This is a genomic window from Tenacibaculum sp. 47A_GOM-205m (assembly GCF_000518405.1).
Taxonomy (GTDB): domain Bacteria; phylum Bacteroidota; class Bacteroidia; order Flavobacteriales; family Flavobacteriaceae; genus Polaribacter; species Polaribacter lutimaris.
In genome coordinates this window covers 81,067-95,255 of record NZ_JADN01000004.1, presented here as the reverse complement: position 1 = coordinate 95,255, position 14,189 = coordinate 81,067, and the positions used below count along the sequence as shown (strand labels likewise).

The window sequence follows — 14,189 nt, the reverse complement described above, 5'->3', positions numbered from 1 at the left end:
GCTAAAAAAGATTGATGAAATACATCTTTCGACATATTAAAGGAGATAGAGCTATTTGGGCCATAGTAACAATGTTGGCAATATTTTCGTTTATGCCAATATATAGTGCTAGTACCAATTTAGTATATGTAGTGGGTAATGGTTCTACTTTTGGGCATTTAATAAAGCATATCGTGTTGTTAATTACAGGTTTTGCTGTGATTTACGGGGTACATAAAATTCCATATAGGTATTTTAGTGGAGGGTCTGTTTTAATGTTTCCAGTTGTTATTGTTCTGTTGATTTTTACCCTAGCTCAAGGAACAACCATTGGAGGTGCAAATGCTAGTAGATGGATACGAATTCCGTTTGTAGGTATTGGTTTTCAAACATCTACATTGGCGGGTCTTGTGTTAATGGTATATGTAGCGAGATATTTAGCGAAACATAAAGAAAAAGTTATTTCTTTTAAAGAGAGTTTGTTACAGTTGTGGTTGCCAGTTGGTATTGTGTTGGTGTTGATATTACCTGCAAACTTTTCAACAACAGCTATGATATTTTTTATGATTCTGTTAGTGTCATTTATAGGAGGGTATCCCTTAAAGTACATTGGCTATATATTAGGAATGGGGCTTTTTGCTTTTTTGTTTTTTATTTTAGTAGCTAAAGCGTTTCCAGATGCAATGCCAAACCGTGTAAATACATGGAAAAGTAGGATTGAAAGTTTCTCACAACCCAATGGAGAAGAGAATTATCAAGTAGAAAAAGCAAAAATAGCCATAGCTACGGGTGGTGTTGTAGGTAAGGGGCCAGGAAAAAGTGTTCAAAAAAACTTTTTACCTCAATCTTCATCCGATTTTATTTATGCAATTATTGTAGAAGAATATGGTTTGGCAGGGGCAGTTGTAGTTATCTTTATTTACTTTTTATTACTTTTTAGAATATTAATAACAGCTAAAAAAGCTACTACCATATTTGCAACTTTGTTAGTTATAGGTGTGGGAATCCCGATTGTTTTTCAGGCGATGATAAACATGGCGGTAGCGGTGAATATTTTACCAGTAACAGGACAAACACTCCCCTTAATTAGTAGTGGAGGTACCTCTATTTGGATGACATGTTTCGCATTAGGAATGATTTTAAGTGTAAGCGCTTCTAAAAACGAAACGGAAGAAACAATTTTAGACGATAACCCTTTAGATATTTTACATGAAACACTTGATTAAAAGTATAAATTTATGGGTTGGAACTGCTATAAGTGTTACATACAACCATAATGTTAAAATAAAAAAGATTGTATGAAACAGTCGATTAATATCATAATAAGCGGTGGAGGTACAGGAGGTCATATTTATCCTGCAATAGCAATTGCTAACGAAATAAAAGTTCGTTACCCAGAAGCTAATATTTTGTTCGTAGGAGCAAAAGATAAAATGGAAATGGAGAAAGTTCCGCAAGCAGGATATGAAATTGAAGGATTATGGATTTCAGGTATTCAAAGAAAACTAACCCTAACAAATTTAATGTTTCCATTCAAATTGTTAAGTAGTTTATGGAAGGCACATCGAATTATAAGTAAATTCAAGCCTGATGTGGCTATTGGTACAGGAGGTTTTGCTAGTGGGCCAACATTAATGGCTGCTAATCAAAGAGGGATTCCAACCTTAATTCAAGAGCAAAATTCATATCCGGGAATAACCAATAAATTTTTAGGAAAAAGTGCACAGAAAATATGTGTAGCATATGATAATTTAGAGCGTTTTTTTTCAGAGGATAAAATAATAAAAACAGGGAATCCAGTTCGACAAGATTTACTATTTATTCATACAAAGATTGAAGAAGGTAAAGAATTTTTCGAGTTAGATGCTTCTAAAAAAACATTATTGGTTTTAGGAGGAAGTTTAGGGGCTCGTAAAATAAATCAGCTAATAGAAGCTAATTTAGGTTTCTTTAAAAATCAGAACATACAGCTTATTTGGCAATGTGGTAAGTTGTATTTTGATGAATATAAAAAATACAATGAGATTGAAAATGTACAAGTACATCAGTTTTTAAACCGAATGGATTTGGCTTATGCAGCGGCCGATTTTATTGTGTCTAGAGCAGGAGCAAGTTCGGTGTCAGAGCTATGTATTGTGGGTAAACCAACCATTTTTATTCCGTCACCTAACGTGGCAGAAGATCATCAAACAAAAAATGCTAAATCAATAGCAAAAGAACACGGAGCAATTGTAGTTAAAGAAAGTGAGTTAGAAACGTTTCCTGTGGTATTAGAAACGTTATTAAAAGATAAAGGGAAGCAAGAGAGTTTAAGTGAAAATATTAACGAATTGGCATTACCTAATGCTACAAGTCATATCGTTAACGAAATAGAAAAATTAATCAGTTAGTGAATTTAAAAACGATACATAACGTTTATTTTATAGGTATTGGAGGAATAGGAATGAGTGCCTTAGCTAGATATTTCTCTGAGAATGGTAAGGTGGTTTCGGGCTATGATAAAACACCATCACCTATCACTAAAAGTTTAGACCAAATAGGAGTAGAGATTCATTTTGAAGATGCTGTAAAGAATATTCCGATTTCATTTTTAGATAAAAAGACTACATTGGTAGTGTATACACCAGCAGTTCCTAAAAACCATAAAGAGTTAAATTACTTTGTAAATAATGGATATACGGTTTTAAAACGAGCCGAAGTGTTGGGAGAAATTACTAAAAACACTTTTTGTTTAGCTGTAGCAGGAACACATGGCAAAACAACAACATCTTCAATTTTAGGGCACATAATGCAGCCTGAAAACGCTACTTCTTTTTTAGGTGGAATTGCAGAAAATTATAATTCCAATTTAATTTTAGGTGAAGATAAAGTATCGGTGGTTGAAGCAGATGAGTTTGATCGTTCGTTTTTAAAATTATCTCCAAATATTGCCTGTGTGACTTCTATGGATGCAGATCATTTAGATATTTATGGAGAGAATGAAATGCTTCAGCAGTCTTTTGTTGAGTTTGCGAATAAAGTTTCCGATACGTTAATTGTCGCAAAAGGATTGCCATTAAAAGGATTGACCTATGCTGTAAATGAAGATGCGGATTATAAAGCTTTTAATGTTAGGGTTGAAGTGGGTAAGTATATTTTTGATGTACAAACACCAACATCTGAAATTAAAGACATCGAATTCCATTTACCAGGAAATCACAATATGATGAATGCGTTGGCGGCATTGGCAATGGCAGATGTGTACGGAGTTCCGTTAGGAAAAATAAAGGTGCAATTAAAATCTTTTAGAGGAGTACAAAGAAGATTTTCATACAAAATAAAAACAGATGATGTTGTTTTAATTGATGATTATGCACATCATCCAACAGAGATAAAAGCAGTAGCACAATCGGTTCGAGAAATGTTTCCTAATGAAAAAGTTTTAGCAGTTTTTCAACCGCATTTATTTAGTAGAACAAAAGATTTTGTTGATGATTTTGCAGAAGCATTATCATTGTTTGATGAAGTGTTGTTGTTAGATATTTATCCAGCAAGAGAATTACCGATTGAAGGTGTTACTTCAAGTTGGTTATTGGATAAAATGACATTAGAAAATAAAAAGCTAGTATCTAAAGAAAAATTAAGCGATGAAGTGCTTAAATCTGAGTCAAAAATAGTGACGATGTTGGGGGCAGGAGATATTGGTTTATTGGTAGAAGAAGTGAAAAATAAAATTAAAGAAAAACACAAAATCTAGTATGAAAAAAGTAGCAACTTATCTATCTTTTTTCTTGTTGTTGATGTTTTTGGCGTTCTTGTATGGCTTTACAACCAATAGAAATGGCTTAAAAAAGGTAAAAAACACCGTGGTTGAGTTTGAAGCAGGTGATAATAACTTTTTGACGCACAGTATGGTTGATAAATTGTTAATACAAAATAATGAATTTGTTAAAAACCAACCGAAAAGATTGGTAGATTTACACTTTCTGGAGGCTAATGTTTCGGCGAATCCGTATGTTGAAAAAACAGCGGTGTTTTTAACTGTAGATGGGGTGTTAAAAACATTAATAAAACAACGAACACCGATAGCTCGAATTGTTGATAAGAATAAATCTTTTTATGTTGATAAATATGGGGCAGAAATACCTTTATCAACAAATTTTTCAGCAAGAGTACCGTTAGTTTCAGGAATAAGGGGACCTGAAGAAATCAAAGAATTAACAACGTTAATAAAAACAATTAATAGTAATAGTTTTTTCGCTAAAGAAATTATTGCTATTCAAAAAGACGCCCAAAACGAATATACATTTACAGTTCGTAGCGGTGATTATGAGATAATTTTTGGTGAGTTTAAAGATGCAGCAGAAAAGTTTAAAAAGCTAACAGCGTTTTATAACAAAGCTCTTAAAGACAAAACTATAAGTAATTACAAAACGATAAATGTAAAATACCACAACCAAGTTGTGTGCACAAAACAAAATCAAGATGGAAAACAATAAAATTGCAGTTGGTTTAGATATTGGTACAACCAAGATTGTTGCCATGATTGGTCGTGAAAACGAATACGGAAAACTTGAAGTTTTAGGTATTGGTAAAGCAAAAAGTTTAGGTGTAAAAAGAGGGGTTGTTAATAATATTACACAAACCATTCAATCCATTCAACAAGCTGTTGATGAGGCAGAAAGTGTTTCAGGACAAAAAATAGAAAATGTTGTAGTAGGTATTGCTGGTCAGCACATAAGAAGTTTGCACCATAGTGATTATATAACACGAGAAAAGGCTGAGGAAGTTATCGATGCAAATGATATTGAAAACTTAGTAAATCAGGTTCATAAATTAGTAATGTTACCTGGTGAGGAAATTATTCATGTGTTACCTCAAGAGTTTAAGGTAGATAGTCAGCCAGATATTAAAGAACCTATAGGAATGTATGGAGGTAGGTTAGAAGCTAACTTCCATGTTGTTGTTGGTCAAGTATCTTCTATCCGAAATGTTGGAAGGTGTATTAAAAGTGCTGGTTTAAATTTATCTGATATTACATTAGAGCCTTTAGCATCAGCATCAGCAGTATTAAGTCAAGAAGAAAAAGAAGCAGGTGTAGCGTTGATTGATATAGGTGGCGGAACAACAGATTTAGCTATTTTTAAAGACGGAATTATTCGTCATACAGCAGTTATTCCTTTTGGAGGTAATGTAATTACTGAAGATATTAAAGAAGGCTGTTCGATTATAGAAAAGCAAGCAGAGTTGTTAAAAATTAAATTTGGTTCTGCGTGGCCAGGAGAAAATAAAGAAACTGAAATTGTTTCTATTCCAGGGTTACGAGGAAGAGAACCAAAAGAAATAACACTTAAGAACTTATCTAAAATAATACACGCTAGAGTACAAGAAATTATTGAGCATGTGTACTTAGAAATTAAAAACTACGGACACGAAACTCAAAAAGGAAAACTCATTGCAGGTATTGTTTTAACAGGAGGAGGAGCCCAATTAAAACATTTACGTCAGTTAGTAGAATATATTACTGGAATGGACGTTCGTATTGGGTATCCAAATGAACATTTGGCAGGAGATTCAGATGAAGTATTATCAAGTCCAGCATTTGCAACTGCAGTAGGGTTGTTAATGGAAGGATTGAAAAAAGAAGAAAGTGAAGTAGTAGCAGTAGAAGAAGCTCCAGAAGTGTTTGAAGAACCAGCTATTGAAGAAGAAAAAGAAGCTATAGAAGAAGCTCAAGAAGAGAAGGAACTACCAGCGAAAGAAAAGTCTAAATCAATCTTTGAAAAGTTTACCAAGCGATTCACTGAAGGATTTAAAGAGTTTTTAGATAACGCAGAGTAAAAGTATATATAAAAAACTACTCCGAATTAATCCCCTAAGAAGGAGAGTGTAAATTGAATAAGAATAAAAAAAAAAGAAAAGTTATTATGAGCGCAGAATTTGATAACATTTCATTCGACATGCCGAAAACACAATCGAATGCCATTAAAGTAATTGGTGTTGGTGGGGGAGGAAGTAACGCAGTAAACCACATGTATAGTAAGCAAATTCACGGAGTAGATTTCGTAATTTGTAACACAGATGCACAAGCATTAGAAAACAGTCCAATTCCTAATAAAGTACAATTAGGAGCACATTTAACCTCTGGGTTAGGTGCGGGTGCAAACCCTGAAATAGGAGCACAGGCAGCGGCTGAAAGTATTCAAGAAATTCAACAAATGTTGAGTACGCATACCAAAATGGTATTTATTACCGCAGGTATGGGTGGAGGTACCGGTACGGGTGCAGCACCAATCATTGCCAAAATTGCTAAAGATATGGATATTTTAACGGTAGGAATCGTTACTATGCCATTTCAGTTTGAAGGAAGAATGCGCTCAAAACAAGCTCAAAAAGGAATTGATGAGCTACGTAAAAATGTAGATTCGTTAATCGTTATCAATAATAATAAACTGCGCGAAGTTTATGGTAACTTAGGTTTTAAAGCAGGATTCTCAAAAGCAGATGAAGTTTTAGCTACAGCGGCAAAAGGTATTGCAGAAGTAATTACACATCACTACAAACAAAATATCGATTTACACGATGCTAAAACGGTATTGTCTAATAGTGGTACTGCGATAATGGGGTCTGCAAAAGAAACTGGAGCTAACAGAGCTAAAAATGCAATTGTAAAAGCGTTAGATTCACCGTTATTAAATGATAACAAAATTACAGGAGCTAAGAATGTATTGTTGTTGATTGTTTCTGGAGGTAATGAAGTTACTTTAGATGAAATTGGAGAAATCAACGATTATATTCAAGATGAAGCAGGATATGATGCCAATATTATTATGGGTATTGGTGAAGATGAATCATTAGAAGACGGAATAGCTGTAACAGTTGTAGCAACGGGTTTCGCTGCTGATCAACAAGGAAATATTACTAATACAGAAGTAAAAAAGATTGTTCATACTTTAGAAGATGAGCAAAAAGCTACTTACAATTTTGGAGATCAGAAAATTCAAACTTCACCTAGTATAAATGAACCTTTACCTACTAAACCAACAGATAAAGTTGTTCATGTATTAGAAGAGGAAATTGTTGAGCCTAAATCGAATTTAATCCCTACAACAGAGGCTATTAAAAATATAGATGTAGTGTACGATGAAATCGCTATCGAAACTATTTCAGAAGACGATTTTATTATTACAAATATAGCTGAGCCAAAAGTAGAAGAAGAAGTAAGACAACAACCAGTTCAACAAGATTTATTGTTTGATTTACCGTTGAATTCTTACGAAGAAATAAAACCAGCTTCTCATTTAGTTGAAACTACAAATGAGATTAAAAATATTGAAGTAACTGCACAAGAAATTAAATTTCATAAGGTAGAAAAACGATATGTTTTAGATGATTTTAATGCAGAACCAACAATAGGCAAAAGTTCTACACCTATTATAAAAGATGAAGTAGAAGAAGAATTACGTTTTGAAGTAAAATCTAAAACGCAAGAGGAAATTAATAACATTAATACTTCAAGCGAAGAAGTTTCTCCGTTAGACTTAACAATTTCTGAAGTGCAAAAAAGAGCACAAGAAAGACGTGAAAAGATGAAAGGTTTTAACTATAAGTTTAACGATCAAGTAAGTAAAAATATAGATGAAATTGAGCGTCAACCGGCTTATAAAAGATTAGGAGTTGATATTGATTCTGGTTCAGATATTAGTAAATCAGATACAGCATTAAATACGGATAATAACGATTTATTAAGATCAAATAACTCGTTTTTACACGATAATGTAGATTAATAAAAGAATAACACGTATTTTTAAAATCCCGATTTATCGGGATTTTTTTTAATAGTTAAAATTATAAAATTATGAGTTTGCAAAAACAGGTAATGGATAAAATGAAAGAAGCTATGAAAGCGAAAGATACAGTAGCTTTAACAGCTTTAAGAGCCTTAAAATCGGCTTTTATGTTAGCAAATACAGAAGCAGGAGCAGGGGAGTTATCAGAAGCAGAAGAGTTAAAAATTGTTCAAAAGCAGGTAAAACAACGTAAAGATAGTGCAGCCGTATTCACAGAACAAGGACGTAATGATTTAGCAGAACCAGAATTAGCTGAAGCAGCTGTTTTAGAACAGTTTTTGCCAGAGGCGTTGAGTGATGAAGAGATTGGTAAAATCGTTGAAAAAACGATCGAAGATGTTGGTGCTGAAGGAATGAAAGATATGGGTAAAGTAATGGGAATTGTTTCTAAACAATTAGCAGGACAAGCAGACGGAAAAACTATCTCAGCAATTGTAAAAGCTAAATTAGCTTAATAAAATTTATAGACTCAGTAGTTCAACTGGATAGAACATCAGATTTCGGCTCTGAGGGTTAGGGGTTCGAGTCCTCTCTGGGTCGCAAAAAAATTAAAACAGCAGAAGATAAGCTCTCTGCTGTTTTTTTATCTTTAAGGGAAATATTGGGGAAAGGTTGCTTAATTGATTGTAAAATTAAAAAAAGCTATTGTTAAGTAATGTAACTTAAGTTACATAAGCTATATTTGATTTTTTCAAAATTGATATGAAACCTATTTTTTTAATTAAATATACTGCCATTTTTATTGGTTTTATTGGGGTTGGAGTTAATGTTATTGAGTCCGTTTATGTATCTATATTTAACAAACCTATTTTTGTACATTTTTACCCAATAAAGAAGAAACTGCCTAAAAAAAAGAAAAAATTTTTAGTTGAAAATGTAAGGTTCTATAAAAAACTAAGTGAAAAACAAAAAGTGTATTTTGAACATCGACTGACCAAGTTTATCAGAACTTATGATTTTATTGAAAGAGATGACTTTGAGTTAACACCAGAAGCAAAAGTCCTTATAGCTGCATCGTATATAAAACTTACTTTTGGTATGCGAAGATACCTCACCACTACGTTCGACAAAATTATAGTGTATCCAACCAGTTTTTATTCAACAATAACTAAACAATATCATAAAGGAGAATTTAATCCAAGTTTAAAAACAATTGTATTTTCTTGGGAAGATTTTTTGATCGGAAACATCATATTAAATGATAACCTAAACTTAGGAATTCACGAATTTTCTCATGCGTTAACCTTTCATGGAAGAAAATCGAAAGATGTAAGTGCCCGAATTTATTACCGTTTATTTGAAGAAATAACCAGTTTTATGGATGATAAAGCGAATGCTGAAAGAATTAAATCATCAGGTTATTTTAGACCCTATGCATTAACAAATAAATTGGAATTTGTTGCTGTAATTATGGAGCACTTTTTTGAAACTCCAGAAGATTTACAGCAACAATTTCCACAATTGTATAAAAAGATTCAACTCATGTTAAACTATTCTGTAGTATAAATAGTTACTCTTTTACTTTAAAAACCTTGGTTAAAATATCATCCATTAAACACCATTTGGTTAATGATGATTGTAATAAATTGGCACCTACAAAAGCAGTAAACCATAACCAATTAATATTTACTTTAATTGCTAAGATTAAACTAATAAGTATAAAACTACCAGCAATACCACGTACAATTCTATTCTTCATAATTAAATATATTTATCAATAGGAACCACAACAGCTCGTATTGGATTATTTGTTTCTAAATTTTTATTAAAAGTTTCAATTAAGTTAAACAGTGTATCTATTTTATCAGTTTCAGTAAATGAGAAATACATATATGAACCAGTTGCTTTTTCATTTCCAGAAAACCAATCATTTACAGAAATTACAGGAAAAGAATTTCGAAAACCTTCAATATCAGAAGCACTAAAATTATCTATAGTTGCTTCTTTTAATAGTTTCATTACTTCATTTTGAAGTCCATCAACTACGGTTATTATTAATAACTTCATCTTATTTATAGTTTTTACGTTCAATTAAATAGTATACTAATGGTACTACTAATAAGGTTAGTACAGTTGCAGTAATAGTTCCTCCCATTAAAGAGATAGCTAATCCTTGAAAAATAGGATCAAATAAGATAACAAATGCCCCAATAACCACCGTACCTGCAGTTAGTAGAATAGGAGTGGTACGTACTGCACCTGCTTCAATAACAGCTTGTTTTAACGGAATTCCTTCTGCTAAACGTAAATTAACGAAGTCAATAAGTAAGACGGAGTTTCGTACCATAATTCCTGCTAGGGCAATCATTCCAATAAATGAAGTAGCTGTAAAATAAGCTCCCATCATCCAGTGTCCTAAAATAATTCCTACCATTGATAATGGAATTGCAACCATCATTACAATTGGAGCTTTAAAGTTTTGAAACCACCCTACAATCAACATATAAATAATAATGATTACTCCTAAAAAGGCAATACCTAAATCTCTAAACACCTCTAAGGTAATTTGCCATTCACCATCCCATTTTACGGTATAATCATCTTCAAAATCGGGTTGTTTAATATATAATTCGTTCAATTCATATCCCTTTGGAAGTGGAATCTCTTTTAATTTTTCTTCCATTCCTAAAATAGCATAAGCAGGACTTTCCAATTCCCCAGCCATATCAGCCATCACATATACCACACGTTTTTGATTCTTTCTGTAAATACTTTTTGCGCTGTTCTTTTCTTCAATAGAAACCAAATCACTTATAGAAACCATGTTGCCGTGTTGCGATTTGATTTGTAACTGAGCAATATCTTGAACAGAAGACTTCTCTTTCTCATCCAAAGCAAACACAATTCCTACTTGATTGGAAGCGTCTTCATCATATAAAGTTGAAACCGCTCTGTTAGATAATGCCATATTCAAAGTGTAGGCAATTTGCTGAGGTGCCACACCATACAACATTGCTTTTTCCTTGTCGATTACAAATTCATATTCAGTTTGATTGTCTTCTACCATCCAATCGATATCTACAACGTCATTTGTATTGTGTAAGATGTTTTGAACTTCGTTGGCAATTTCAATTTGCTTTTCATAATCTGGCCCGTACACTTCAGCAACAATGGTTGATAATACAGGTGGTCCTGGTGGAACTTCTACTAATTTTACATTTGCTTTGAACTTTTGAGCAATGTTTTGGATGTCAGAACGCATTGATTTCGCGATATCGTGACTTTGTATAGTTCTGTCGTGTTTGTCAACCAAGTTTACCTGAATATCTGCCATATTACTACCACCACGTAAATCGTAGTGACGTACCAATCCGTTAAAGGTAATTGGGGCAGAAGTACCTACATAACTTTGGTAGTTTACTACTTCTGGTCGTGTAGCTAAGTACTGTGCAATTTCTTTGGTTACAGCATCGGTACGCTCTAATGTGGTACCTTCGGGCATATCAATTACTACTTGGAATTCGTTTTTATTATCAAAAGGCAACATTTTTACGGCTACCGATTTGGTAAAGAACAACGACATAGAACCCAGTAATAAAACAATAGTGATTCCTAAGAATGCCCAACGTTTAGTTTTATTTTCAATAAGCGGACGCTCGAATCGTTCATACAACTTATAAATCAAAGTACTTTGCATTGCTTTGGTTTCATCTTCTTCTACCTTTTCCTCCGCACCGTGCTTGTCTTTTTCGCGTAAGAAAATATATCCTAAATATGGAGTAATTGTTAATGCAACAAATAATGACAAAATCATGGCGATAGAAGCTCCAATAGGCATCGGACTCATATAAGGTCCCATTAATCCAGAAACAAATGCCATTGGTAATACTGAAGCAATTACGGTAAAGGTTGCTAATATAGTTGGGTTACCTACTTCGTTAATAGCATATAAGGCAGCTTGCTTAAACGGTAGTCGTTTCATTTTAAAATGCCTGTGCATGTTTTCGGCAATAATAATGGAATCATCTACCACAATACCTGTTACAAATACCAAAGCAAATAAGGTAATTCTGTTTAAGGTATAATCTAACATGTAGTAACTTAACAAGGTAAGCGCAAAAGTGATGGGAACTGATAAGAATACCACTAAACCACCTCGCCATCCCATGGCCAACATTACGACTAAAGTTACGGCGATAATAGCACCGATTAAGTGTAATAATAATTCTGATACTTTTTGTGAGGCTGTTTCACCATAGTTACGTGTAACTTCAACATGTACATCATCAGGAATCAAGTTGGTACGTAAATGATCAACCTTAGCTAAAATAACATCGGCAATTTGCATTGCATCTGCACCTTTTCGTTTAGCTACCGATATGGTTACCGCTGGATATTCTGATTGATATGTCGAAGCATTACTACTCGCTTGTCCGTACCCAAAACTTACATAGTTTTTAGGAATTTCTGGACCGTCTAGTACGTTCGCAACTTGTTTTAAATAAATTGGTTGATTTTGTTGTACACCAACGACTAAGTTTTTAACATCTTCAGCAGATTGTAAAAACTTTCCTGTAGTTACTAAAAACTCGGTATCATTTTTATCATAACTTCCAGCACTTAGTTGTTGATTGCTAGCTTTTAGCATTTCAGTAACCGATAAAAAGTCTAGCCCACTAGCGGCTAATTTATCTTTATCTACGACCACACGTACTTCACGATTTCTACCTCCAATTTTTTGAGTAATTGCTACATCGTTTACCTTTTCGATTTCGTTGGTAAGTTCTTGTGCCATTTGTTTTAATTGATAGTCATCATAGTTTTCACTCCATAATGTCAACCCTAGCATAGGTACATCATCAATTGCACGTGTTTTTACCAAAGGCATCGTAACACCTTTCGGCATTTGATCCATATGTTTGTTAATCTCATTGTATAGTTTTACGAACGAGCGTTCGATGTCTTCTCCAACATAAAACTGAACAATGACCATTCCTTGTTCTTTCATCGAAGTAGAGTATACGTACTCTATTCCTTTGATGTTCGAAATTATTTTTTCTAAGGGTTTGATAACTCTCGATTCTACCTCTGTAGGGCTCGCTCCTGGATACCCTACAAAAATGTCAGCCATAGGCACATCAATCTGTGGTTCTTCTTCTCTCGGAATTAAAAAAGAACTGTACACACCAATTACCATAAACACTACCATTAATAATATGGTAAGTTTAGAGCCTATAAACCCTTTGGCTATTTTTCCTGCTAAACCTTCTTTCATGTTTTATTATTTTGGGCGTTACCACTAGGTGGTCGGGCTATTCGCGCTACATGGTAGCTTGCTTCTATCCCTAACGCAATTTTTTACTTATTTAATTGTAATGTTCGCTCCGTTGTATAGCTTACCTTCAGAAGAAACGATATAACTTTCATTGGCAGATAAACCTGATAAAACTTCTACTTGATCTCCAAAAGTTCTTCCTAAGCGTAACCAACGCAATACAGCAGTATTACTTTGACTTACCGTATAAATTCCTGATAGTTGTCCTTTGTGTACTAAAGCTTCTGACGGAATTAAAACCATGTCAGTACTTTTTTGTGTTTTTTCAACAGGAAACTGAGCAGTAGCAAACATTCCTGATAACAATTTTACATCGGTTTTATCTAGGTTAATTTTAACTAAGTATTGTCCTCCTGTGTTTTTTGCTGAGGTACTTACTTCTGATACGTTACCTGTAACTGTTTTGTTGATTGATTTGATAGTTACATCAACCTTAGTATCCTTTTTAATTTGAGAAATATCACTTTCTGGTACTAACGCAGTAACTTCAAATCCGCCTTTTCCTTCTACAGAAATTAAAGGCATTCCAGGATTCGCCATTGCACCTTTATCAATAAATTTGTTCGTTACTACTCCTGAAAAAGGGGCTCTGATATTCGTGTAAGCAAACTGAGAATTGATTTCATTTCTCATCTGTTTTGCAGCTTCTAAATTAGCTTTGGCAACATTGTAATGAACAGTGATATCGTCAAACTCCTTTTGAGAAGCGCTATTTTGTTCAAATAAGTTTTTAAAGCGATTGTAATCTTTTTCAGCACTTGAAAATCCTGCTTTCGCTTTAATAATGTTAGCCTCTACTTGAGCTTTCTTAGCTTGTAAATCGCTGTTATTGATAGATAATAATAATTGACCTTTATTTACTTTATCACCAACTTTTACGTGTATGTTAGTTACATAACCCATCATGCGAGTACTTAATTCAGCACTGTTGGTAGCTTCCACTTTTCCACTTGCTGTTATAAACGGATTGTTATCATTAGCGGTTACTTTAGTAACTTTTACAGCTACTGTTGGTTTGTTGTTATTGTTTGTTGTTTCTTTTTTACCACAGCTTAATGCTAAAAGTGATGCGGCAAGGGCTATTGTATATATAGTTTTCATTTGTT

At 33.5% G+C, this 14,189-nt stretch carries 12 protein-coding genes and 1 tRNA gene; 9 read left to right on the top strand and 4 right to left on the bottom strand.

Translation table 11 applies throughout. The features are described 5' to 3' along the window. Window positions 1–14: 14 nt before the first annotated feature. From N534_RS0104015 to N534_RS0103970, 9 genes are all read left to right on the top strand, one after another. On the top strand, window positions 15–1,205 hold the full coding sequence (locus N534_RS0104015; protein ID WP_028891249.1) for an FtsW/RodA/SpoVE family cell cycle protein: 1,191 nt from the start codon (window positions 15–17) through the stop codon (window positions 1,203–1,205). Between the two features lie 72 nt (window positions 1,206–1,277). Further along, on the top strand, window positions 1,278–2,369 hold the full coding sequence (murG, locus tag N534_RS0104005; RefSeq protein ID WP_028891248.1) for an undecaprenyldiphospho-muramoylpentapeptide beta-N-acetylglucosaminyltransferase: 1,092 nt from the start codon (window positions 1,278–1,280) through the stop codon (window positions 2,367–2,369). Beyond that, complete coding sequence (gene murC, locus N534_RS0104000) at window positions 2,369–3,715, top strand: UDP-N-acetylmuramate--L-alanine ligase (RefSeq protein ID WP_028891247.1); 1,347 nt, start codon at window positions 2,369–2,371, stop codon at window positions 3,713–3,715. Before murG ends, murC begins: the two co-directional genes overlap by 1 nt. A 1-nt stretch (window position 3,716) precedes the next feature. Continuing rightward, on the top strand, window positions 3,717–4,457 hold the full coding sequence (locus N534_RS0103995) for a cell division protein FtsQ/DivIB (RefSeq protein WP_028891246.1): 741 nt from the start codon (window positions 3,717–3,719) through the stop codon (window positions 4,455–4,457). Next, the gene (gene ftsA, locus N534_RS0103990; RefSeq protein WP_028891245.1) at window positions 4,444–5,799 is read left to right on the top strand and encodes a cell division protein FtsA; all 1,356 of its coding nucleotides are present in this window, start codon (window positions 4,444–4,446) and stop codon (window positions 5,797–5,799) included. The genes N534_RS0103995 and ftsA overlap by 14 nt, the downstream gene beginning before the upstream one ends. Window positions 5,800–5,885: 86 nt before the next feature. Further along, window positions 5,886–7,745: a cell division protein FtsZ gene (gene ftsZ, locus N534_RS0103985; protein ID WP_028891244.1), complete on the top strand. Its 1,860-nt coding sequence runs from the start codon at window positions 5,886–5,888 to the stop codon at window positions 7,743–7,745. Between the two features lie 71 nt (window positions 7,746–7,816). Then, window positions 7,817–8,263, top strand: a complete 447-nt coding sequence (locus N534_RS0103980; protein WP_028891243.1) for a GatB/YqeY domain-containing protein — start codon at window positions 7,817–7,819, stop codon at window positions 8,261–8,263. A gap of 11 nt (window positions 8,264–8,274) precedes the next feature. Further along, window positions 8,275–8,348: transfer RNA gene (locus N534_RS0103975), tRNA-Arg, on the top strand. A 162-nt stretch (window positions 8,349–8,510) separates the two neighbouring features. Then, complete coding sequence (locus N534_RS0103970; protein WP_038005484.1) at window positions 8,511–9,314, top strand: zinc-dependent peptidase; 804 nt, start codon at window positions 8,511–8,513, stop codon at window positions 9,312–9,314. 4 nt (window positions 9,315–9,318) lie between these two features. Here the strand turns inward: N534_RS0103970 and N534_RS0103965 are convergent, their stop codons facing one another. From N534_RS0103965 to N534_RS0103950, 4 genes are all read right to left on the bottom strand, one after another. Next, a complete protein-coding gene (locus N534_RS0103965) occupies window positions 9,319–9,507 on the bottom strand; it encodes a DUF2892 domain-containing protein (protein ID WP_028891241.1) in 189 nt (62 codons plus the stop codon). 2 nt (window positions 9,508–9,509) lie between these two features. Beyond that, the gene (locus N534_RS0103960; RefSeq protein ID WP_028891240.1) at window positions 9,510–9,815 is read right to left on the bottom strand and encodes a hypothetical protein; all 306 of its coding nucleotides are present in this window, start codon (window positions 9,813–9,815) and stop codon (window positions 9,510–9,512) included. 1 nt (window position 9,816) lies between these two features. After that, window positions 9,817–13,023: an efflux RND transporter permease subunit gene (locus tag N534_RS0103955; RefSeq protein ID WP_028891239.1), complete on the bottom strand. Its 3,207-nt coding sequence runs from the start codon at window positions 13,021–13,023 to the stop codon at window positions 9,817–9,819. 87 nt (window positions 13,024–13,110) lie between these two features. Beyond that, a complete protein-coding gene (locus tag N534_RS0103950; RefSeq protein ID WP_028891238.1) occupies window positions 13,111–14,184 on the bottom strand; it encodes an efflux RND transporter periplasmic adaptor subunit in 1,074 nt (357 codons plus the stop codon). Window positions 14,185–14,189: the final 5 nt, after the last annotated feature.

Excerpts from the sequence above, each read along its gene's own strand:
- N534_RS0104015 (WP_028891249.1), top strand. The coding sequence starts at position 15 with ATGAAATACATCTTTCGACATATTAAAGGAGATAGAGCTATTTGGGCC.
- murG (WP_028891248.1), top strand. The coding sequence starts at position 1,278 with ATGAAACAGTCGATTAATATCATAATAAGCGGTGGAGGTACAGGAGGT.
- N534_RS0103995 (WP_028891246.1), top strand. The coding sequence starts at position 3,717 with ATGAAAAAAGTAGCAACTTATCTATCTTTTTTCTTGTTGTTGATGTTT.
- ftsA (WP_028891245.1), top strand. The coding sequence starts at position 4,444 with ATGGAAAACAATAAAATTGCAGTTGGTTTAGATATTGGTACAACCAAG.
- ftsZ (WP_028891244.1), top strand. The coding sequence starts at position 5,886 with ATGAGCGCAGAATTTGATAACATTTCATTCGACATGCCGAAAACACAA.
- N534_RS0103980 (WP_028891243.1), top strand. The coding sequence starts at position 7,817 with ATGAGTTTGCAAAAACAGGTAATGGATAAAATGAAAGAAGCTATGAAA.
- N534_RS0103970 (WP_038005484.1), top strand. The coding sequence starts at position 8,511 with ATGAAACCTATTTTTTTAATTAAATATACTGCCATTTTTATTGGTTTT.
- N534_RS0103965 (WP_028891241.1), bottom strand. The coding sequence starts at position 9,507 with ATGAAGAATAGAATTGTACGTGGTATTGCTGGTAGTTTTATACTTATT.
- N534_RS0103960 (WP_028891240.1), bottom strand. The coding sequence starts at position 9,815 with ATGAAGTTATTAATAATAACCGTAGTTGATGGACTTCAAAATGAAGTA.
- N534_RS0103955 (WP_028891239.1), bottom strand. The coding sequence starts at position 13,023 with ATGAAAGAAGGTTTAGCAGGAAAAATAGCCAAAGGGTTTATAGGCTCT.
- N534_RS0103950 (WP_028891238.1), bottom strand. The coding sequence starts at position 14,184 with ATGAAAACTATATATACAATAGCCCTTGCCGCATCACTTTTAGCATTA.